We start from the raw sequence: 22,554 nt of genomic DNA on the forward strand, positions 1-22,554 counted from the left end.
ATGGGGAGCTAAGAAATGAAAAGAAAGAAAAATCCGTTGTGGTATCGGATTGGAGTCCTTATTTTCGGCGGGATCTTCTGTTTCTCCGCCTATATGGCAGGTCGTGATATCTTCGAGGCACGAAAGGAGGCGGCGGCATTCAGAAAACTGAGTGAAGCCGCTTCTGACTATATGGAGACTGCGGAACAGAAGGACTCTATCGTGGATCCGGCGGATGATCACACGACAGAAGTGGAAAATACGGCGGAGGCAGAAGAAAAACAGGAACTCCTGAGGGAGGCTGCCGGTTATGCGTCTCTGGCGGAGCAGAACCCGGACTATGTCGGATGGCTGAAAATCCCGGGAACGCGGATCGATTATCCGGTAATGAGCAGAGCATCCGATCCGGAATATTACCTGCATAGAGCGTTTGACGGATCCCGCTCGTCGGGTGGAACCCCGTTCCTTGGGCAGTTGTCGGATAAGGACAGCACCTGTATGATCGTGTATGGACACAACATGAAAAATGGTTCCATGTTTGGGACCCTGGATGACTACAAGTCGGAGAACTGGCAGACGGAACATCCGGTCATTGAGTTTTTTGTGGATGGTGAAGTGCGGGAGTATGAGGTGTTTGCAGCTGCGGAGAGCAGAGTCCTCTACGAAGATGAGGAAGGATTCCGCTATTACCGGTCCGGAGGGGATCTTTCAGAGGAGGAATACGGGAAGCTGATCACATGGCTTCAGGAAAATTCTGACTATGAAACGGGGATCATCCCGGAATACGGGGAGCAGATCCTGATGTTGTCCACATGCAGTTATCACACGAAGGATGGTCGGTTTGTGGTGGCAGCCAGGAGAATCAGTGAACCGTGAGAAATCTCCATAATAGTAGATTGGAAGAAAGAAAATGCTTTTTGGGAGAATGCCCGGAAAGCATTTTTTGATCAGGGGATCGTCGGGAGAAAATGGCTTGACATGCCGGGTGATCTGGGGTATCCTCGGAATCAGATAGATCCGGATTCGGAGAAAGGAAAGGGAGTTATGGCAGAAAAAATTTTGATCGTTGTGGACATGCAGAAGGATTTTGTGAATGGAAGTCTCGGCAGTAAGGATGCGGAGGCAATCGTTCCGGCTGTTGTCAAAAAGGCGGAAACGTTTGACGGGGAAGTGATCTTTACGAAGGACACACATTTCGAGAACTATATGGATACTCAGGAGGGACATTTTCTTCCGGTTCCTCACTGTATTAAGGGGACAGACGGCTGGGACCTGATCCCGGAGCTTGAGAAGATCGCCATAGAGCGTGACGCGGCGACTTACGAGAAAATTACCTTCGGATGTCCGGAGCTGGCGGAAGATCTTCTTGAGAGAAATAAGAAGACACCGATCGAGTCCATCGAGCTTGTGGGACTCTGCACGGATATCTGTGTGGTTTCAAACGCGCTCCTGATCAAAGCGTTCCTTCCGGAGACACCGGTCTTTGTGGATTCCGCATGTGCGGCAGGCGTTACGAGGGAAAGACATGAGGCGGCTCTGGAGACTATGAGAAGCTGCCAGATCGTTGTGAAGTAAGAAGAAAGAATAATACAGACGGAAAAGGTATGTGCAGATCTGAGTTCTTTACGGAAAGTTCTCAGGTCTGCACTTTTGTTGTTTATCCTGTATTTCTCGCTGCCCGCGTATAAATTTTCACATCAGGTAATAAGATGGTAAAAATATCATCGAGGGGCAACCCCTATGAAGGAATATATTGAAGAGCGGGCGATTCAGATCGCGAACTATATTATTGATGAGAATGCGACGGTGAGACAGACAGCAAAACGGTTTGGAATTTCGAAAAGTACGGTGCATACAGAAGTGATAAAATAGAACGGTTAATATGGGCGATAGAATAAGAAGCCCATGTAGGCAAATAAGCGGTATAGAGCAGCACCGGGAACGGGCTGGCCTATGCCGCTTATTTTGCATTTTGGAGGAAGTGTGGCTACACACTCCGACAAAATAGGGTTTCCAAAGGGGTACCCTTTGGCACACGACTTTGCTTGCAAAGTGTAGTGTGTTATACCTGCTGTCACGGCTGATGGGTAAAATGAGGGTTTTGCCGGATGGAAACGCTCGCTTTGCCCGGCAGAAAAACGGGCAGGTTTTTGCGGATGGGAATGAGCAAAACACTGGACGGTTTCGAGAGTGACAGCAGGTATATAAAATCTTTATTTTTTTAAATACGCTGGATCTAATACTGTTTCTATCAGCGAAATGAATTTACAAGCCTTACGGTATTTATTGTAAATTTCCTCTACAGTAATATTCACATCAAATTCCGCAAAATTTTCATGAACTAACAAGTTTCTTTGGCGACCAAGATCGATGAAGCTTCGTTCAGCTACTTTCATATCTTCATCGCCATCTATATGTTGTCGAACGCTATCTTTGGTTGATTCACCAAAAAGCTTCCAAAAAGTATTAGTATTATTTGCTTTCCAGTCAAATAAAGTATGATATTGACGTTCGATAACTTTCGACTCGATAAGATTTACAATTCTTTTGTCTGAGCCACTAGCTTTTGTAGCATATTTGGAAATTAGTTCTGAAATTTTACTTTCAAAATAGCTTGCTGCGGATAGAACCAATACTTTTTTGTAAACGCTATCTATGTATGTAGCAAAGGAAATCTCTCCTTTGCCAAGTAAATAATTATAAAGTTCTTGGGAATCTTGATATTGTCTTTCTATTCGTTCGCTTTCCATCTTTAATCCTCATCGTTGGGTAGTTCTATCCCGTACAGATATTTGCGTGCAAGGCGTAGTCTTGTTTTTACACTCTCAACATGGGAGGTGCTGTGAGTAATTGCAGTTTTAAAGTCCTCGTCATCCTTTAACTCATTAAAGGCGGCCTGTGTGATTGAAGCATTCTCAATACCATCAGATAATATCCTTTCTGCAATAGTTACAAACACTGCATCAAACAGGGATACATTAAAACTTCCTGTTTTTGTTAAGAAATCTTTTTTGTCAATATCTTCACAAATACGCATAAAGTCAAAGAATATATTCTTACTCTGCTCAATTTTTTCTTCATCGAATGCTTGTGCTTCCTTTGAAAAACGATTTAGGAAACGAATCATTGAACCCGAATATAATGCTTCATCATACAACAAAGCATAGGAACGCAATAAAACTTCGACATCACGAAATTTGTCATCTTCCTCTTTTTTACCGACCATATTTCGCCAACAGGCTTCTGAATTTAAAGCGTAAATCATTTTGTAAAAGTCAGAGCGATATAAACAACCTCGAATTTCTTGTGGCGAAAGATTGAGTCCGCCGGTGTTGAGTCTACTGAAAATTTCATATATCGAACCATTATCTTCGGGTTTATTTTGCCTTATTGACATGCATCGAATAGGCATAAGATCAAACGAACTTTTTTGTGCTACATCTAGTGTATGGTACTTTTTGTTGTTCAAAGGATGAGGCTCACCGTTTTCTTGCTTAGCAAATTGTAATTTAAAATCTTGAAAAAGTTCATTGTCAGATAAAATGTTATCAGGAATTTTCCCATTTTCATCAAAAATCTTTCGCAAAACCGTACGCTTTCCACTTCTTGGGAAACGTTGCTTGGCAAAAAAATAAATTGTCAAAAGACGCTGTTGTCCATCGATAATACTATACTTGTTCCGTTCTATTTGATATAAAAAGATTTGTGGTATAGGAAGCCCTAAAATTAGGGACTCTATAAATCTGGATGCACGTTTTCTATCCCACACATAATTACGCTGGAAAGTAGGCATTGATATTATCCCAGATTCAATAAGACTATTGATTGTCATAACATTGAAGTCATTTGGAATGACACTAATATCATATGAGATAACTGATGTTTCCTCGTCTTGCATTTCATAATGATCAGGCATTACTGTTTTCCTCCTTCTATAACACATTGAACTACGTCCATAACATCCATAGCTATTCCTTGCGATAATAAAACAGGTACTCCGTTACCTACCATTTTAAATTTTAATGATAGAGGTAAGTCTGTAGGAAGAACAAAATCGGCAGGGACTGATTGTAATGCTAAAGCTTCCGATACACTAATCCTTCGCATTTTATATGGATGAAGATGCACTTCGTTGTTTCCATAGGCAGCAGTTGGAGCATATCTCCATCGATGTAATCGCTTAAATGATTTTCCAGCCGTTGCTCCTTCGCTAATTTTTTCATATTTATTATATGCCTTTATACTGAATATATCTTTGCCGTTTGGATGGAATTCAACATTGTTTTTGTTAAACCAAAATTCAACAGTAAGATCTTTTATAATCCCGTCAGGGCAGTCTAATTTACTATCAGCTACAAACGGTGAAAGTGTTGGCCATGGCATAGCCATAATGCGGTCTATATGGTATTTTTTGTGTGCACCAATATTGCATTTTAACTTTTTACCAAATACTTTAGTAGAAAAACCGATTAGGAACAAACGATCTCTATACTGAGGAACACCATATTCCAATGCGTTTTCGATTGAATCAAATAGTGTATATCCTGCTCTCCTAAATCGCCTTTTTATTGCATCATAGAACTCACGATGCTTTTTGGTTTGATATAATCCTTTGACATTTTCAAAGACAAAAAAATCAGGCTTTCTTTTAATAATCAAATCGGCATACGTTAAAGTCAATTGGCCATTTATGCCATTTTTTCCATCATTCTTTCCTGCTATAGAAAAATCCGGGCATGGTGGCCCTCCAATGAAGCCGATTATTTTTTCTTCTCGTTTGTCATAGGCTGGAAATGAGTGATACCAAATATCATCTATTAAATATTCCCTAATATCCTTGTCGCTATACCCATAACTTGGGATATGTTCGTTATTTCTCCTTGCATATTGATATGCGTTTAAAAAGCGTTTATTATATTCGTTTACAAAGACGATATTGAAGCCGGTATTTTCAAATCCTAAATCTAAAAGGCCTAATCCCGAGAAAAAAGAAAACACTTCAACATTCATCTTTTCTCTCCTAATAATCACTTTAATTTCCAGAATTAAATTCGACAAGCTTCTCCCAATCAATACTACCATCCTCAAAGCAAAACTCTTGAGTAAACTCACGAACGAGCCGATTTGAAGCTTTTTGATAGGAAGCATCGAATTCTTCCACATATTTCTCAGGGAGCTTATCCATGAAGCGGATTAGTTTTATATAGAATTCTTCATCACCAGTCAATTCTGTCCAGAAATCTTTGCCTGCCAATTCCATATAAAACTTAGGAAGCCCACGGCTGGATGTTTTTTTCTTTCCGTAGCCATAGCCTACAATCGGGACAAAGCGTTTCTTAGCTTGTTGAGCCAGTTTACTTGCCGCCATAAAGTTCTGCTCCTGTTTCTTGCGGCTGTCCGCATTGAAAACGCTTGTGCCAGATTTTACAGCAATAGCATAGATAGTGTTGTCCCGCTCTACCATAATGTCAACGCCTTCTGCCAATGCCTTTTGTCCTTGTGCAGCAGCAGTAGCAATAGGTTCAAAGAAAACATTTCCAAATATTGTTTCCTCGGACGAGGATACAAAGGCAGCAAGGATTGCATCAATAATCTGTGCGGCCCCATTCATAGCCTTCGCCCGAAACAGGTACGGGTTCTTGCGCTTCATAACCTTTTTGATGTTGAGCTTGTCAATATTGCTGATTAAGTTAGTGTAAAAATTATCCAATGCAGTCGCAATTGCTTCTACAATAGCTTCTTCATTGTAATTACTATTTATTGGCATAACAGCTTCCTCCTATTTCGATAGCTTGTTTCAGCTTTTGATGGATGTCTGTCCCTCTGAATCGTTTTGTGCGGATTTCAGCAGATTGATCCGCAACAGAGAGTACGGCATTTCCCAATGCTAATGCCAACCCAACCGGTACAGCGTTGCCAATCTGCCTATATTTTGCAACACTTGTCCCCATGAAATGCCAATCATCAGGAAACTGCTGAATACGGGCATATTCCCTGATACTTAAAGGTCGATCTTGGGTCGGATGGCACATCATAGTTGCTTTTTGTACCGGGGAAGTCACTAAAGTTGGTGAAGGTTGGCTATAAGATAATCTCCGATAAAATCCAACTTTTCCACCGCCAGAGCCATAGGCACCACCCATAGCTTCTTTCCGAATATCTTCCGGTAGGTCACGCCAATTTCCACCCTCTGGGACAAGGCGGAGATATGCAAGGCGGTCTTTACTAAAGGCAGCACATTCCCCACAATTATTTTCCAAATCCCGGATAGTATCGTTCAAGGTACGCCAGCGGTATTGCGAGTCTTGGTGCATCTGGAAGTGTGTTGGGAATGGTAAGAAAATATTTTCATTGTCCCGGCTTCCGATTAACACGAACCGTTCCCGGAATTGAGGTACACCATAATTGACGGCATCCAAAATCCCATACACCGTTTTATATCCTAATTTATCAAATTCCGAGAGGATAACATCTAATACAGTTCCCAAATGCTGTTCAGGATCGTTTTTATCACGCTCCGCAAGGGGCATATGCTTTAATGGAGCAGATATAATCCCCTTTACATTTTCCATAATAAAAAAACGGGGACGGATATAGTCAATCATACGGATAAAATCCATGAATAAGCTGCCTCGTGGATCGTTAATCCCCAGCCTCTTACCGGCAGTAGAAAACGGCTGACAGGGTGGACCACCGCAAATTAGGAAAGGTTCTCCCTGTGCTAATCCAGTCTGTTCCAACAAAGCTGCTTCATTGATTTCACGGATGTCACCGCCCAGAACCTTATGTCCATTTGCACGCATAGTTGCGACACAAGCAGGGTCAAAGTCTTGTCCAATTACGATGTTGAGGCCAGCTTTTGAAAGGCCAATATCCAGCCCCATTGCCCCTGAAAATAGGGAAATTACATCCCGATTTGAGGCATTATCTTTAAAGTGCAATAAATTCATGTATATCCTCCCATTAAATCTTTTCTCCATCTGGAAGGACAAAATAGCGTTCAAAAGAACACCCCAATGTTTCTGCCAGATATTCTAAATCAGAGATTGTAAAGCTTTCCCGTTTCATTTTTGAATTGAAATTCTGAGGGGTAGTCCCCATACGCCTTGCCAGTTCCGCAACACTGATATTGCAGCGTACACAAAGCACCTTAATCTGTTCTGATATTGTCATAAGGGTACTCCTTTTATTTTATCAACATAACAACTGAAAATATAAAATTATAGTTTTATATCTTCAATATAGTCCCTTGTTCCGCTTATCATAACATCAAATTGGCTCATCTGCAATTCAAAAATCAAATCTTCGACGGCTTGTACACATTCCCCTGTGTGTTTTTGTATCTCTTGCCCCCAAAAATGCATGGGAATCCAATCCATAGCAATTAGCTTGAAATCATTTTCCCGGTCACGGGCCATATTGCGTTCGATTTTTTTGATCCAATATTCCCGGTTATGACCAAGCTTTTGTTTCTTGATCTCCCAATTATAGCCGTGGAAGAACTCGCTGTCGCAAAAGATAGCAATCCTGTATTTTGTTATAGCTATATCGGGCGTACCCGGCAGCTTTTTATAATTTTTCCGATACCGGATGCCTTTGTGCCAGAGTGCTTTCCGTAGTATAACCTCAATACTGGTATCTTTTCCCTTAATATGGCTCATAGCTCGGCTCCGCTGCTCCGGGGTCATTACATCACTCATGGTTCTTCCTCTTTTTGAGCATCGCCTGCTTGTTCCATCATCTTTTTTGCCAGTACTTGAAACTGCTTGGTGGTTTCCTCGTCCATAGGAAGAAGCTGCCCAATCTGTCCGGCAATCATAGCAGCTACATCGTCCATAGAAAGCGGTTCCTGCTGATGGCCTTTCATGGTTTCCTGCATGGTTTGGAACATAGCGGCGGTCACAGCTTCTCCTGGCTGTTCTCCGTTGTCCATATCTTTCTTAATATCCCGTAGGATAGCAAGAAATACATTCTTTATTTTTTCAATCTCTGCTTCGTGTTCGCCCATCTTCTGTGCGTTCAGAAGTTGCAAATCCTGTCTTGCTTCTGCCCGATGTTCCGGGTGTTCTTTCATCAGATCGGACAGGGAAGCTGTTGCCAGTTCAATCAGCTGGTTTCTTGCCATGATACCCTTTGCAGCTGTGTCTTGAAAATAAATCCGTATCAAATCCATCAGTTTCGGGAGGTTCCTGTGTTCCAACAGACGGTTGAGGATTTGCACATCGACTGTACCTGTCACAAGCCCTCTCACAGCTCCCTCGGACAATCCTAATTCAGAAATATCATAGCTTTTACGGACACTCAAAGTGGACAAACCCAATATGTAGTCCGTTGATACCTTAAATTCCTTTGCCATGCCTATGAGAATATCACTGCTGACCGTCTTTGTTTCACCGCTGACAATGCGGCTCAACTGGGAAGCAGATACGCCTATCTTCTCCGCAAGCTGCTTTTGAGAAATATGATTGCCGTTGCACAAATCAGAAATCCTCTGTCCGGGTGTTCCGGGTAAAGCCATACACAGCACCTCCTTTTCCTATTTCCCATTATACAGGAAAATTGCAGAAATGCAATTTTGAAATGGAATATTGCCCTAAAATGCAATTCTCGCAAGATTCCGGGAATTGCATTTTTTTCGTGTAGACTTAGGGTAGTTCATCGATGAACTGCACCTTGAAAAATGAATGACCGTCCGAAAAGGAATACCCCGGCAGGGGAAGCACCGCAACGAGCCACTTCGGGACAAAATGTCCCGAAGTCCGGGGAGCGTGCCAACGCTGGAACACGCCGCAGGAATGGGGCAGGAAGCCTTTTCGGGGAGAACGGCTAAGGAAAAATGGAGGGAACACATGAGAGAGAACCCATATAAACGACTGCCGCCCATAGAGCGCAGGCAGGACGGTTCCCTTTACCGCATGACACCGGCACAGAGGAAACGGGCAAATGCCCTGATCCGCCGGGAGTGCTGCTGTTATGAGGACGGGAACTGTATGCTCCTTGACGATGGGGACACCCACACCTGCCCCCAGACCATTTCTTTCTCGGTCTGCTGTAAGTGGTTCCGCTGGTCGGTCTTGCCGCAAATCGGGACGCTGGAAGCGGAGATTTTCCGGGATAAGGAGCTAAAACGCTGTGCGGTCTGCGGCAGAGTGTTCGTCCCAAAGTCCAACCGGGCGAAATACTGTCCCGACTGTGCCGCCAGAGTTCACAGGCGGCAGAAAACAGAAAGTGAACGGAAAAGGAGGTCTTGTGTGGACAGTTGGGGGCTGAAAAGTCCTTGATTTACAAGGCTTTACAAGCACAGAACAGGGGCAGGCAATAGAAACTACCGTCTGCCCCAGAAAACGGGCTTCTAACCGTCCACAAAACACGATATGACAAACACCATTTATATCCATCAGCCGGAAAAGGCGGTCAGCTTTACCCGGCTTCCTAATTTCCTTTTTGAAGCCCCCACATTCACACCCCTGTCCAACGAAGCAAAGGTACTGTATGCCTTTATCCTGCGCCGGACAGACCTGTCCCGGAAAAACGGCTGGGCAGATGAATATGGGCGCATTTACCTCTACTATCCCATCAACGAGGTGGTGGAGCTGCTCCACTGCGGACGGCAGAAAGCGGTCAACACCCTGCGGGAACTGCAATATGCCGGACTGGTGGAAATCCAGAAGCAGGGCTGTGGAAAACCCAACCGTATTTACCCAAAATCCTACGAAGCGGTTCCAAACACCGACTTCAAGAAATCTGGTTATGGAACGCCAGAGGACTGAAAACCGCACTCCACAAGTACGATAATCAATCCTCTTGAAGTACGAAAACCGGACGGTATATAGAAATACAGAGATTAAAACGATTTTATTTATATCTTATCCATTCCTATCCGATCCGAGATATTTTCTGCGGGATTTTCCTGTGGAAAAGTCCCGGAAAGGAACGGAACGGGGAAAGGAGTTTCATGGCACAACACGCAATTTTGCGATTTGAAAAACACAAGGGCAATCCGGCAAGACCGCTAGAAGCCCATCACGAACGGCAAAAGGAACAGTACGCCAGCAATCCCGACATTGACACCAGCCGGAGCAAGTACAATTTCCACATCGTCAAGCCGGAGGGACGCTATTACCACTTCATTCAAAGCCGCATTGAACAGGCTGGCTGCCGCACCCGCAGGGACAGCACCCGGTTTGTGGATACGCTGATTACCGCCAGCCCGGAATTTTTTAAGAAGAAGTCCCCAAAGGAGATACAGGAATTTTTCCAGAGGGCGGCTGATTTCTTAATCGGGCGGGTAGGGAAAGAAAATATCGTGTCGGCGGTGGTACACATGGACGAGAAAACGCCCCACCTGCATTTGGTCTTTGTCCCGCTGACAGAGGACAACCGCCTGTGTGCAAAGGAGATTATAGGGAATAGAGCCAACCTCACAAAATGGCAGGACGATTTTCACGCTTATATGGTGGAGAAATATCCCGACTTGGAGCGTGGGGAAAGTGCCAGCAAGACAGGCAGGAAGCATATCCCCACCCGTCTGTTCAAGCAGGCGGTCAATCTCTCCAAACAGGCAAGAGCCATTGAAGCTACGCTGGACGGTATTACCCCATTCAATGCCGGAAAGAAGAAAGAGGAAGCCCTCTCCCTGCTGAAAAAGTGGTTTCCGCAGATGGAGAATTTCTCCGGTCAGCTCAAAAAATACAAGGTCACAATAAACGACCTTTTGGCAAAAAATGAACAGTTGGAAGCCAGAGCCAAAGCCAGCGAAAAAGGCAAGATGAAAGATACGATGGAACGGGCAAAGCTGGAAAGCGAGCTGAAAGACATTCAACGGCTGGTAGACCGTATCCCGCCGGAGGTGCTGGCAGAATTGAAACGACAGCCCAACAAGCGTGGGCGTGAACTTTGACAAAAGTTATATGGTACTATTTTCCGCCTTGTTTTCATAGACATGGACAAAGAGTAGCACACAAGGAGGAGGTGGAACTCTGCTGTGAAAAAGCGAAAACTAAATTATCGGTTTCATAACCCTAATCCAGCGGCAGAGACCGCCGACTACTTACTGAAAATCCTAATTGAAGCCAATACGGAAAAAGTACAGTCGGCTATTCAAGAAGCCGCAGCCGCATCAGATGATACCGAAGAAAAATTAGACGAGGGACACTCTGCGTGAGCGGAGTGTCCCTTTTTTCATGGTTGAAAACGCTGACTTCATGTGATAATATTAAGATGTAACAGAACGATTTAATTTTAACAGAGAGGTTTTGCCATGAATATAGCTGCTTACTGCCGTGTTTCCACCGATAAGGCTGACCAGCTCAACAGCCTGGAAGCACAGAAAGAGTTTTTTTCTGAATACACAAAACGCACAGGGGACACCTTAGTAAGATTGTATGCAGACGAGGGTATTTCTGGAACCAAAATAAAAAATCGAAAAGAATTTTTACGCATGATGGCAGATGCCGAGCATGGGTTGTTTGATATGGTCGTAGTCAAGGATATTTCTCGCTTTGCCAGAAATACCGTTGACCTTTTGCAGAATGTCCGCAAGCTGAAATCTTTGGGAATTGAAACGCAGTTTTTGACCGCTAACATGACTAGCATGGGGAACAGTGAATTTGTGCTGACGATTTTTGGGGCATTGGCACAGGAGGAAAGTGCGAATACCTCAAAGCGTGTGAAATTTGGAAAAAAGATGAATGCTGAAAAAGGTCGTGTCCCGAATATCGTTTATGGATATGATAAGACGATTGGAGATTATTTTAACCTTGCAATCAATGAAGAAGAAGCTGCGGTTGTCCGCCAGATTTATGAGTGGTATATCAAAGACGGGTATGGTGCTGCGAAAATTTCTATTTTCTTAAATGAACGAGGATTGCGGACAAAACGGAATTGCCAGTGGAGCCAGAATGGGGTTTGCCGTATTCTTACGAATGAACTTTATACGGGTAAAATTATTAACGGCAAACAGGAAGTAACCGACTTTCTGACCGGGCAGAGGGCGGACAAAGATGAAACCGAGTGGATGGTTGTGGAGCGTCCAGATTTGCGTATTATTGAGCCGGAGGTTTTTGAACAGGCACAGCAGATTATGCAGTCCAGAGGCAAAGCATTTAAGGTGGATAAGGAACGCCAAAGCAATAAATATCTGTTCTCTACTCTTATCAAATGCAAGGAATGCGGCTGGTCCTTCCGGCGCACAGTCCGCACATATAAAAACACTTATGTCCGCTGGGTGTGTTCCGGGCATAACGGGCGTGGTGCAGACAACTGCCCCAATGCTGTGACGGTAGATGAAGAAGAATTGATTGAAGTTTTGCAGGAATATTTTGCTCAACTTCTGAAAGCAAAGAAGAATGTGATCCGTTATGTGGTCGGAGAATTTCAGCGGGTTTATAAGGCAAAGGACGAAAACCTGAATTATGAAAAAGAGCTAAATGCCCAGCTTGCAAAGCTGCAAAAAATCCGGCAAAAATATATGGATATGTACGCAGACGATTTGATTTCCAGAGAGGAACTGAATGATAAAATCGGCGGCATGAGAAAAGAAATTGAACGGCTGGAAAACGAACTGAAGATGGTAGCGTATCATCTTACCAAGGGGGAACAGTTGGAAAGCGTCCTCGGACGGACATTCAAAGAGATTGAGGATATAACAGATGTACACCAGATGACCAATGCCCAGCTAAAACGCATTATCCAGAAAATCGAAGTGGATAAGGATGGGAATGTGGATATTTACCTGCGTTTGCTTGGAGATTTGGGCTTGGACGAAACAGTTCTAATTCATCACGACGAAACATAAGGATGTGACTGACCGGCTGATCCATATCGATCCCTCTCTGGCAGCGCAGGCGCGGGTGGTTCTGGATATCAATAAGGCGGAACGGCATATCCGCGGAGGGCTTGCGACGAAGGAGAAGTACGAGCATGAACACCAGCTGCAGGCGTGCAGCAGGGAGAATCTGTGAATCTGGAAATAATCCGGTGAAAATTTGAGAGAAACGATCCCAATACCGGGAAAAGGTCTGAAAACAGATAAAAAAGCTGATTGAATTTTTAAAATATCTGCGATAGAATGGGAACAGGACTGTTCCTGAAGATGAAATTCAGAGAAGCGTCCGGCCGAAAAATTGATTTGGCGGCACAAGCGGTAGTCTGAAAAGATGAACGGAGGAATAAATGATGAACAAAACAGAGGCAATGATCGAGAAAGTAAAAGCACTTGCAGAGGCGTCGTCCTGCTGTGCTGAGGCAAAGGAAGCCGCAAACAACTGGCTTGCGGCTGTCAATACGGAAAAGCAGGATGAGGCGGCAAAAGCGCTGATCGAGGAGATCGCGGCAGATATTATCCCGATCGACGGACTGATCGCTTTCGCAGGATCTGAGGATGGAAAGAAGATCTTCGGTGCGGAGAAGGCAGCCGGAATCGAGGCGCATGCGAAAAAGATCAAAGCAGAAGGCGCAAGATTCTGTGACTGCCCGGCATGCACAGCGGTTGCTGCGATCCTGACAGATAAGGAAGATCTCTATGCACCGACATACAGCCTGACCTGGACGGTCACAGATGAGATGACCGCAAAACGCATCGGCAGCGCCGGTTCGAAAATCCTCTCCACACCAAATATGGTGGCGCTGATGGAGGATGCGGCGTTGGAGCTTGCAAAATCTTATCTCGAAGAGGGGCAGACGACAGTCGGAGCGGAGATCCACTGCCGCCATTTAGCACCGACACCGGTTGGCATGAAAGTGACAGCTACAGCGAAGCTTCGCAGCATCGAGAGAAGAAAGCTCTGGTTCGATATCGAAGTACATGATGAAAAAGGCAAATGTGGAGAAGGTTCCCACCTGCGTATTATCGTAAACTCCAAGGCGATGAGCGAGAAGGCGGAGAAGAAAGCAGAATAAGAGCTGCAGCAAAGTTACAGGACAATCAGGATCTGACAGCAAAAGGAGAAGAGCATATGGGAAAACATACAATCGATCCGCAGATCAGCGCAGAACACCTTGCAGGTGCGGTCCGCTTCGCAACTGTATCAAACGCGGATAATTCACTGACTGACTATACAAAATTTGACGCATTCCATGAATATTTAAAGGAAACCTACCCGTTGGTACATAAACATCTGACTCTGGAACATACCGATCAGGCCGGACTTCTCTATCACTGGAAGGGAACCGGAAAATCCGGCGCTGCTCCGCTTCTTCTGATGGCGCATCAGGATGTTGTCCCGGAAGGTGACCTTGAAAAGTGGACGTATCCGCCATACTCCGGAACCATCGCGGATGGAAAGATCTGGGGACGCGGCTCCAGCGACTGCAAGAGCAACCTCATCGGACAGATGGAGGCTGTTGAGGCACTTCTTGAAAAGGGTTACGAACCGGACTATGATCTGTATCTCTCCTATGGATATATGGAGGAGGTAGCCGGCGGAAAGATTCCGGCGGAGACGCTCCGTGGAACAGGGATCCACTTCGGTGCTGTTTTAGATGAAGGCGGCGGAGTCCGCCCGGGAAGCGATTACGGGATCGATGGGAAAGGACTCTGCACCATCGGACTCTGCGAAAAAGGATACGTGGATTTTGAACTTTCCTATACGGCAAAAGGCGGACATTCCAGCCGTCCGGGCGAGAATTTCGCGACGACCATGATCGCAAAAGCACTGATCGCGATTCAGGAGAATCCAATGCCGTACCGTGTGACGGATACGATCCGCCGCCGCTTTGAAGTTCTTGCTCCGTATATGGTGAAAGAAAATCCGAAGCTTGCAGAGCTTCTCAAGAATCCGGATGAAAATCTTGAGAAGCTGGTTCCGTATTTCAAGAAAGATCCGGCTCTCGATGCAATGTTCCACACGACGGTCGTTCCGACGATGCTCTCAGGTTCCGCTCAGGCGAATATTCTTCCGGCGAAGGTCATAGCTGTCGTAAACAGCCGCATCCTTACCGGGGATACCGTTGAGAGTGTAAAGAAACATCTGGAAGACATCGTGCCGGAGGAGGTGGAAGTCCGTGTCCTCAATGGCAGCAACGCGTCCCCGACATCTCTGTATGACGGAGCGATCAAGGATCTTCTCGTCGAGATCAGCAGCAGGATCTACGGCGATGTGATCCCGTGTCCGGAGATGATGCTCGGCGGAACAGACGCAAGATTTGTCTATGACATGAGTGACCGTGTATACCGTTTCTCCACGATCTACGCGAAGGGAGATCACCATGTTCATGCCGTTGACGAGTTTACCGGAGTGGAAGAGCTGGCGGACAGCATTGACTTCTATATGGAACTGCTGACCAGATATGGGGAGACAGCGAAATAGGAAAGAGCGTGTGCCGGTAAGGCACAGAATAGCTGAAAATTAAGAAAATCATGTAAATAAAAGACGTTTTCACAGCGGAGTATCGTTGGATATCCACGTGAAAACGTCTTTTTTAATTCAGATAATTCCTCATACTCTTCAACGCGTTCTTCTCCAACCGTGATACCTGCGCCTGGCTGATCCCGACTTCCCCTGCTACTTCCGTCTGCGTCTTTCCCTCGAAAAATCTCATATCAATGATCTTCCGCTCCCTTGCCGGCAGCCGCTTCATTGCCTCACTAAGAGAAAGCTGTTCCACCCAGTTTTCTTCCCGGTTCTTCTTGTCACTGATTTGATCCATCACACAGAGCGGATCCCCGCCGTCCGTGTAAACCGGCTCATAAAGGCTTACCGGACTCTGGATCGCGTCCATCGCGTAGGTGATTTCCTCCTTTGAGATCCCAACCTCATCTGCAATTTCCATGATTGTAGGTTCCCTGAGATTTCTCTTCGTGAGAAATTCTCTCGCAGAGAGAGCCTTGTAAGCTGTGTCCCTGAGAGACCGGCTTACCCGGATCGAATTATTGTCCCTCAGATACCGCCGTACCTCACCTAAGATCATCGGAACCGCATAAGTTGAAAATTTCACATTCTGTGACAGATCAAAATTGTCGATGGCCTTGATAAGCCCGATGCACCCGATCTGGAACAGATCATCGATATTCTCACTGCTGCCCGAAAACCGCTGGATCACACTCAGGACAAGTCTCAGATTTCCTTTAATATATGTTTCTCTTGCGTCCGTATCTCCATTCTGGATCCGTCTGAAAAGGTCGGTTTTTTCCTCATTCGTCAGAAGCGGGAGCTTCGAAGTATTTACCCCGCAGATTTCAACCTTATATCCTGCCATGATAAGAACCTCCGCAATTTGTTTTCATAGAAAAATGATTCACGAAAACAGGGCAGTTTATACATGAAAAAAACGGGAGTTATTTCCTGAGAATCATTCCTGATTTTGACATCTTATGCGGAATTTTGACATCTTGTGCAGAAAGAATTGCGGGTGGAACAGAAAAAACGTATAATAAAATCAACTATGAACCGTGGAATGGTCTGAAATTTTGCAAGTATAATCCAAAAGAACCTGTCATAAAAGGGGAAATGAATATGAGAAAGAGAAAATGGTATGAACGTATGTCAGCAGCAGTCCTGATTGCAGTCCTTCTGGTCAATCATGGTGATATGGGAATTATGGCGAAGGCGGAGACAATAACTGCGCTGGAAGAAAATCTGGAAGAAGAGAATAAGAAAATCGAGGCCGAGATAGCCAGCGCGTCCAATGCGGACGAGAAGCGGGATACAACTGTGGATTCAAACGAGACGACCGAGTCCGACCTTGAGAAGGAGACCGCGACAGCATCAAATGGGAAAGAGATCCCGGAGACGAAGAGGAAAATGGCTAAGCGTGCGATGAATGTGGAGCCGGTTACGGGAGGAATATATACGATCAGCCAGGCAACAGATGGAACGTTTCAGGTCAGTGGAGGAAGTCTGGAAGGCGATGGGACGAGCGTAAAGGATCTGACTGATGCGATAGAGACGATTTTGAATAATAGTGTGGATAAGAAAGTAACGATTGATTTTAAGAATATCAGTATTAGCGGTGATGGACCGGTCCTTAAACAAGGCTGTGAATTGACATTGACTGGTTCGTATAAGAAAAATAGCGCTGGCGCTGCATTTTATATTGGAGCGAATGGTGACTATAAAGTACATAATAAGGCCAACATAACAACGGTTGATGATAATTATCTATATTATAGAAAGAACGATGCAAAAGATGCTACAGTGTTATTTGAACAAGAAGCTGGGGAGCTCACTGCCGGGTTTGAATTGACGGCAAAAGATACCGTTTGTTTAAAGGGAGGAACGATCAAGGGAAGAGGCTTCGGAAACGGTGGACATGGTCATATTAAAATAACCGACGGTATATGGAATGGTCAGCTGTCTGGCATAAAAAAAATAGATATAAGTGGGGGAGAGGTTAATTACATAGAAACGAACACTAATGATACCGCCGCAATTCAAGAAAGCGAAGAGGTTTCTATCAGTGGCGGAAAAATTTATGCCGAGAACACTAATTCATCGGGAAGAGCTTTTGCGATTTTAATGTCAGATAAGACAAAATTATCATTATCAGATAATATTGATATATCTGCTGCAGGTGGAAATACGCATGGATCGATATATTATGGTTACAGTGCTAAATCTTGTGCTACTATTGTCGCAGTGGATTTAAAAACGATAAATGACTCATTCAAATTTGTGGTAAGTGACCTTGCAATGGAGGCCAGTTCATCATTGAAAAACTGGATCAAAGGTTCATCCGGGAACATGGAGACGTTAGTCGAAGGGATTCATTTAAGCATTGTCAATCATAATTCTAATGTAGGATATGCGTACAAGTATCAGAGTTACGAAGCGAGAGCGGTGGGCAACTATATCCGTATTATGGATCCAAAGGCTGAATCCAGTTTGATTCCGGCAGGAAATATTAAAAGTGCGGAAATCCAGTTACCTTCCGATCCGGAAAAGTATCAGGTTACGATTACGTATGACAAAACTGAGGATGGGACTGAGAAAGTAGAGACGGTCAAGTACACTAAAGCCCAAGTTACAGTATCCGGAATTATAGATGAAATTCTGATGAGAAACACTGGAACGGATGGGTTAGAAATCAGTGTGGGAAGAACAGAAAATCCAATTGATGGAGATATTACAGTAGATTCAGGCAACGCTGACGATAAACCGGTTCTGCTTAAGGGAAAGATCACTGGAAAAGTAAATGTTGTTGGAACGGGAACTTTGGAATCTGAAATTAACTGCAGCGGTTTCAATGGAGAGACAAAAAGTACGATCCATATTACAGGTGGGGAGATTATTGGAACTGTGAATGCAGATAATGCGAATGAGTCTGTTATCACATTGACCTCTGCAGATCTGATTGTAGATGGTAATGCGCATATTGTAGATCAGTCCGTTTATTCTTCGCAAAATCGATATGCGATCAGTGCAATTGGTGGAGTATCAGTAACAATGAATGATGGACGGATTGAGTCAACAAATAACACAGCTGTTTATATAAACAGACTTGGAAGCAGCGGATTACAGAAAGACCATGCTAAGTTCGAGATGACAGGGGGAACGATCAAAGGCGGAGAGTATGGTTTAAAGCATACCCAACTAAATGAAATTACCTTGTCAGGCGGAACAATTTCCGGTGGTAAGAATCAGCCGGATGTTTATATGGCTTGGGAGAAAAACAGTGTCAGCGGGACTGCAAAATTTACGGTTAAAGGAAATTTCCCGTTCGCATCTATGAAGATCGAAAGTGCATCAAAAATAAATGAGATCGATTTTACAAAGGCAACGGCAACAGGAGAAGAAAACCTTCAAATTAATCTCCCGTGGGACGGAAATGAAACAGGGGCGAACATGAAGCTTTTCAAAGCCTCGACCTCAAATTATCGGGATCTCCTTAAACATATTACACTGTCAGGCGGAAAGACTCCAATCTTTGCAGTATATAATGAGCGTATGATTTCTGAAAATCCGGAAACCACTGAGATTTATGCGTTCAGCGCACCAAATCTTTATACGGTTCACGTGAAGTATTATACTAAAAGCAGCGAAGCGGCTCCGTTTTACGATGAATATCTTCTGAATCTTGACAATAGTCATCGAAGCTATTTGAGCAATCTCGGGTTGCCAGATGGTGCGGCTTTTTCAGTATGGAGGTACAAAGAAGATTCAAACAGAAATGGTACTGCGACAGATACAACAGTAACAGTGAATCATCTTGTCGAAGATAGGTTAAATCCACAAGGTCAAATACCGGAAATTGAACTTTACGCAGGATATCAGGTTAAGTTTGACGCAGCAATATCATCTGATGATATCAAAGAGAATTTTGCGACTATAAAGGGAACTTCAGATGGAACAAAAGTATACTATACAAATTCTAATTATCAAGGATACACTGGAGAAGCGCTCAGAGCAGAAGCAAAGAAAGAGGATAGTAAGGCGAGCTTTGCAACAGTAGATGTAGAAAATGGTAAATTTTCTATTGAATTGAATAATCTCTCTGTTGATACGTCATATACATATTATCTTGTAGCAGAGAATGATAATAATGATGTGTCGGAAATGCAGACAGTCAAATTTAAGACTCTCAAACGCACGCTGACAACGGATGATTTCCAGATAGTTGGATCCACTGAATTTACCTATACACATAATGGTGATATACATGAGATAGAAGTGCGACCTGTAGAGGGAAAAGAAGGATCGTTTGGCATCGGTGCTGTTCAGTATAAGGAAAAAGTTGGTGCAGAGGATGATGATAATTTCATCGGTGCTCCGGCGGCAGCAGGAACCTATGGAATCTATGTAAGCACCAATAGTGAAAATGGAGTTGAACGTGTTACAAATTTGCGGATTGGAGAGATAACGATCAAGAAAGCCACGTTCAATCCTGACTGGTTTCAGACTGTAACAAGCATCGACTATGGAAAAGATGAAGAGGACTACCTTAAACCGGGAATAAAGGACGCTTATTCCGTTGGCGGACATACGGTGACAGGTTATGGAGAGATCCGGTTTGAACTGTATCGTGACGCAGAGTTGACCCAGAAGGTTTCGAGAAATGCAGAAGGACATTATGAGGTCAATGCAGATCCGGATCAAGAATATGCAACTTATTATATGGGAATTACCAGCAGCGGTGGAAAGAATGTGGAAGCGCAGGAAAATCCTGTACGCATAGGGACAGATTTAAAGATATATCGCGCTTCAAACACAATCTCCACAGTAACATGCCCGGATATCCGCTACGGAGAAACACCGAAGCCGGAGCTCACGGCAGCGGACACCACAGGAGAAATTAAATACATCTACAGTAGTAACGAAAACGGTGAATATAAGGAATGGAATGCAGAGAATAAACCTGGACTCTGGTATGTAAAGGCAGTCGTAAGCCAGAGCCAAAATTACAAGGAAGCGGAAAGCACCCCGGTCGCATTTACAGTCTCCAAAGCGCGGCTCGTTCCTTCTGTAAACATGCTCCAGTCAAAGACCTATGATGGAGGTACAAAGGCTGAAGGAACGCTCACCCTCAGCTCCGCTGACGGAAACCCGATCCTCTCAGAGGATGCGGCGGGATTAGAGGCAAAGGGAACTTTCACATGGACATCCAAGGACGCTGGAACAAACACTGTGAATGTTACAGGCATTGCGTTGGATTCCAAATTTGAGGATTGCTATGAACTTACAGCGAGTGAGCTTTCCAATGTCTCATGCAGCGATGCAAAGATCGAAAATGCCAAAATTCAGAACGTTTCTGTATGGCAGATTAGTGAATTGACCTACAATGGAAAGGAACAGCTGCCGGAAGTCGCGGCAACAGGAAGTACGATCGGTGGCACGGCTATCACCTTCCGCTATGGCCTCACAGCAGAACAGGCCGCAGACGAAACGCAGGCATTAAAAAATGCTCCTGCCTTCACCGACGCCGGCATCTATACGGTATATTACACTGCATCCGCAGCAAACCATGATTCCGTATCCGGCAGCTTTGAAATCGAGATCAAAAATGCCTCGATCACAGGCGTTGACGCAGCCGGATATACAGGAATCTACGACGGAAAGTCCCACGGAATCAAGATCACTCTTACCGGAAACGCTGGAGACGGTGAGATCCTTTACGGTGAGTCCGAAGATAACTGCACGCTCACAGAAAGCCCTGTATACAAGAACACAGGCAGCTATACCGTATACTACACGGTGACAAAGAAAAACTTTGACACCATAAGCGGCTCCGCAACCGTTGCGATCACCCCGGCACGGCTCACTGTGACGGCAGAATCAAGAAACGTGACCTATAAGGACGAACCGCCGGTATACAGCAGCACGTTCGAAGGTTTCGTAAACGGAGAAAACACAGAAGTCCTCGGCGGAACACTCTCCTACGAGTGCGCTTATGCGGCCGGCAGCGATGTGGACGAGTACAAGATCATCCCGTCGGGACTTACCGCTGAAAACGGAAATTATGAGATCACATATCAGCCAGGAAAACTGACCGTATCCCAGGCGAAGCCGGAGTTCGAACTTCGGAATCTGGATCAGTTAAACCGTGTCTATGACGCGAAAAACACCGCGCCGGAGGCATGGACGGACAGCGATGGAAACATGACCGTGACGATCAAAAAGGGCAGCGAGATCTTAACGGAAGCGCCGATGAATGCCGGAACCTACACGGTGGAAGTTCATACGGAAGCCGGAAAGAACTACGAGGCTGGAAGCCAGACATTCTCCTTTGAGATCAAAAAAGCACCGCTCAGTGTAAAAGCAGTGGATCAGAATGTCACAGTTGGAGATGCGATTCCGGAGTACACAGTCCTCTACGAAGGATTTGCAGGAACAGATACCGCGGATGTGCTGAACGGCAGCCTGCAGTTTACCTGTGAATATGCGCCAGACAGCGCGGCGGGCGATTACGCGATACAGCCGTCTGGTCTGACATCTGAGAATTACGAGATCCACTTTGAGAACGGAACACTTCATGCAGTCCGCAGGGCAAGCAGTGGATCCGATGATTCCGACAATTCCGGCGGTTCCGGCAGCACAAAGAACCCGGCGGCAACGAACTTTGGAAAGAATGTTTCTAACAACAGCTCTTCCGAAAACGATGCACAGGGAACCTGGAAACGCGATAATAAGGGCTGGTGGTTCGAATTCAAGGACGGCACCTATCCGGCAGGAGAAAAGATCAGTGATCAGAACGGTGAAAAGCTGGGCTGGATCCAGAAAGACGGAAAATGGTGGGCTTTCGGTTCTGACGGCTATCTGAAGACCGGCTGGGTGTTCGATGGCGCAAGCGGAAAATGGTATCTGCTTAATGAAAAGACCGGAATGCAGATTGGCTGGTATTACGATGAGTCAGGACGCTTCTGGTATTATCTCGATCCGGCGAGTGGAGCAATGCTCACAGGCTGGCAGTTCATCAATGGAAAATGGTACTACTTGTCAAAGACATCCGGAGCTGTGCCGCTTGGCTCCATGTACAGAGAAATCAGGACACCGGATGGATATTATGTCGACAAAGACGGTGCATGGGATGGACTTGAAGCAAAAGAAAAATAAGACATGAACAAAAAATCCGCAGGATCCTAAAAATGGGAACCTGCGGATTTTCATGTTTATACGGATAATACGTAAAACGGAACGTGGA

General features: G+C 44.9%; 19 protein-coding genes and 2 pseudogenes. 12 read left to right on the forward strand and 9 right to left on the reverse strand.

The window, feature by feature from the left end; genetic code table 11:
- Positions 1-15 precede the first annotated feature (15 nt).
- The 3 genes and pseudogenes from GPK90_RS17030 to GPK90_RS17040 all read left to right on the forward strand — a co-directional run.
- Positions 16-855, forward strand: a complete 840-nt coding sequence (locus GPK90_RS17030) for a class B sortase (RefSeq protein WP_215703518.1) — start codon at positions 16-18, stop codon at positions 853-855.
- Positions 856-1,023: 168 nt separating this feature from the next.
- Positions 1,024-1,554 (forward strand): cysteine hydrolase family protein, encoded by a 531-nt coding sequence (locus GPK90_RS17035; RefSeq protein WP_142412440.1) that lies wholly within the window; start codon positions 1,024-1,026, stop codon positions 1,552-1,554.
- Positions 1,555-1,719: 165 nt separating this feature from the next.
- Positions 1,720-1,842: pseudogene (locus tag GPK90_RS17040) on the forward strand (sporulation transcriptional regulator SpoIIID); the annotation flags it as partial.
- 350 nt (positions 1,843-2,192) lie between these two features.
- Here GPK90_RS17040 and GPK90_RS17045 read toward each other — a convergent pair.
- The 8 genes from GPK90_RS17045 to GPK90_RS17080 are packed head-to-tail and all read right to left on the reverse strand — an operon-like array spanning position 2,193 to position 8,497.
- The gene (locus tag GPK90_RS17045; protein WP_195277071.1) at positions 2,193-2,729 is read right to left on the reverse strand and encodes a HEPN domain-containing protein; all 537 of its coding nucleotides are present in this window, start codon (positions 2,727-2,729) and stop codon (positions 2,193-2,195) included.
- Positions 2,730-2,731: 2 nt separating this feature from the next.
- Positions 2,732-3,895, reverse strand: a complete 1,164-nt coding sequence (locus tag GPK90_RS17050; RefSeq protein WP_195277070.1) for a DUF262 domain-containing protein — start codon at positions 3,893-3,895, stop codon at positions 2,732-2,734.
- Entirely contained in the window at positions 3,895-4,989 is a 1,095-nt protein-coding gene (locus GPK90_RS17055) for a DNA cytosine methyltransferase (RefSeq protein ID WP_195277069.1), read from the reverse strand. The genes GPK90_RS17050 and GPK90_RS17055 overlap by 1 nt, the downstream gene beginning before the upstream one ends.
- Before the next feature lie 22 nt (positions 4,990-5,011).
- On the reverse strand, positions 5,012-5,746 hold the full coding sequence (locus GPK90_RS17060; RefSeq protein ID WP_195277068.1) for a PmeII family type II restriction endonuclease: 735 nt from the start codon (positions 5,744-5,746) through the stop codon (positions 5,012-5,014).
- The gene (locus tag GPK90_RS17065; protein ID WP_215703520.1) at positions 5,733-6,929 is read right to left on the reverse strand and encodes a DNA cytosine methyltransferase; all 1,197 of its coding nucleotides are present in this window, start codon (positions 6,927-6,929) and stop codon (positions 5,733-5,735) included. The genes GPK90_RS17060 and GPK90_RS17065 overlap by 14 nt, the downstream gene beginning before the upstream one ends.
- 13 nt (positions 6,930-6,942) lie before the next feature.
- Positions 6,943-7,152: a helix-turn-helix domain-containing protein gene (locus GPK90_RS17070; RefSeq protein ID WP_021966360.1), complete on the reverse strand. Its 210-nt coding sequence runs from the start codon at positions 7,150-7,152 to the stop codon at positions 6,943-6,945.
- Between the two features lie 47 nt (positions 7,153-7,199).
- Positions 7,200-7,679, reverse strand: coding sequence for a very short patch repair endonuclease (locus tag GPK90_RS17075; RefSeq protein ID WP_215703521.1), 480 nt, complete (start codon positions 7,677-7,679; stop codon positions 7,200-7,202).
- Positions 7,676-8,497: a helix-turn-helix domain-containing protein gene (locus GPK90_RS17080; RefSeq protein WP_215703522.1), complete on the reverse strand. Its 822-nt coding sequence runs from the start codon at positions 8,495-8,497 to the stop codon at positions 7,676-7,678. Before GPK90_RS17080 ends, GPK90_RS17075 begins: the two co-directional genes overlap by 4 nt.
- Before the next feature lie 331 nt (positions 8,498-8,828).
- On the opposite strand from GPK90_RS17080, the gene GPK90_RS17085 reads away from it, so the two are divergent.
- The 8 genes and pseudogenes from GPK90_RS17085 (at position 8,829) to GPK90_RS17125 (ending at position 15,287) form a co-directional block, all read left to right on the forward strand.
- Complete coding sequence (locus GPK90_RS17085; RefSeq protein WP_215703523.1) at positions 8,829-9,260, forward strand: cysteine-rich VLP domain-containing protein; 432 nt, start codon at positions 8,829-8,831, stop codon at positions 9,258-9,260.
- Between the two features lie 93 nt (positions 9,261-9,353).
- Positions 9,354-9,749 (forward strand): replication initiator protein A, encoded by a 396-nt coding sequence (locus GPK90_RS17090; protein WP_007889413.1) that lies wholly within the window; start codon positions 9,354-9,356, stop codon positions 9,747-9,749.
- A gap of 185 nt (positions 9,750-9,934) precedes the next feature.
- Positions 9,935-10,879 carry a MobV family relaxase gene (gene mobV, locus GPK90_RS17095; RefSeq protein ID WP_215703524.1) on the forward strand — a complete coding sequence of 315 codons (945 nt, stop codon included), beginning with the start codon at positions 9,935-9,937 and terminating at the stop codon, positions 10,877-10,879.
- A gap of 84 nt (positions 10,880-10,963) precedes the next feature.
- Positions 10,964-11,143, forward strand: a complete 180-nt coding sequence (locus GPK90_RS17100; RefSeq protein WP_107001419.1) for a hypothetical protein — start codon at positions 10,964-10,966, stop codon at positions 11,141-11,143.
- Positions 11,144-11,239: 96 nt separating this feature from the next.
- Positions 11,240-12,775: a recombinase family protein gene (locus tag GPK90_RS17105; protein ID WP_215703525.1), complete on the forward strand. Its 1,536-nt coding sequence runs from the start codon at positions 11,240-11,242 to the stop codon at positions 12,773-12,775.
- A pseudogene (locus GPK90_RS17110) lies at positions 12,762-12,941 on the forward strand (sporulation transcriptional regulator SpoIIID); the annotation flags it as partial. The gene GPK90_RS17105 and the pseudogene GPK90_RS17110, both read left to right, overlap by 14 nt.
- A 211-nt stretch (positions 12,942-13,152) precedes the next feature.
- On the forward strand, positions 13,153-13,878 hold the full coding sequence (locus tag GPK90_RS19665; RefSeq protein ID WP_346011296.1) for a thioesterase family protein: 726 nt from the start codon (positions 13,153-13,155) through the stop codon (positions 13,876-13,878).
- A gap of 56 nt (positions 13,879-13,934) precedes the next feature.
- Positions 13,935-15,287: a M20/M25/M40 family metallo-hydrolase gene (locus tag GPK90_RS17125; RefSeq protein WP_215703526.1), complete on the forward strand. Its 1,353-nt coding sequence runs from the start codon at positions 13,935-13,937 to the stop codon at positions 15,285-15,287.
- A 112-nt stretch (positions 15,288-15,399) separates the two neighbouring features.
- Here the strand turns inward: GPK90_RS17125 and sigG are convergent, their stop codons facing one another.
- Entirely contained in the window at positions 15,400-16,176 is a 777-nt protein-coding gene (sigG, locus tag GPK90_RS17130) for an RNA polymerase sporulation sigma factor SigG (protein ID WP_117484716.1), read from the reverse strand.
- A gap of 257 nt (positions 16,177-16,433) precedes the next feature.
- On the opposite strand from sigG, the gene GPK90_RS17135 reads away from it, so the two are divergent.
- Positions 16,434-22,466 carry an MBG domain-containing protein gene (locus GPK90_RS17135; RefSeq protein WP_215703527.1) on the forward strand — a complete coding sequence of 2,011 codons (6,033 nt, stop codon included), beginning with the start codon at positions 16,434-16,436 and terminating at the stop codon, positions 22,464-22,466.
- The last annotated feature ends 88 nt before the right edge of the window (positions 22,467-22,554 follow it).

The organism is Clostridium sp. MCC344 (genome assembly GCF_018785365.1).
In the GTDB taxonomy this organism is placed as follows: Bacteria; Bacillota; Clostridia; order Lachnospirales; family Lachnospiraceae; genus Pilosibacter.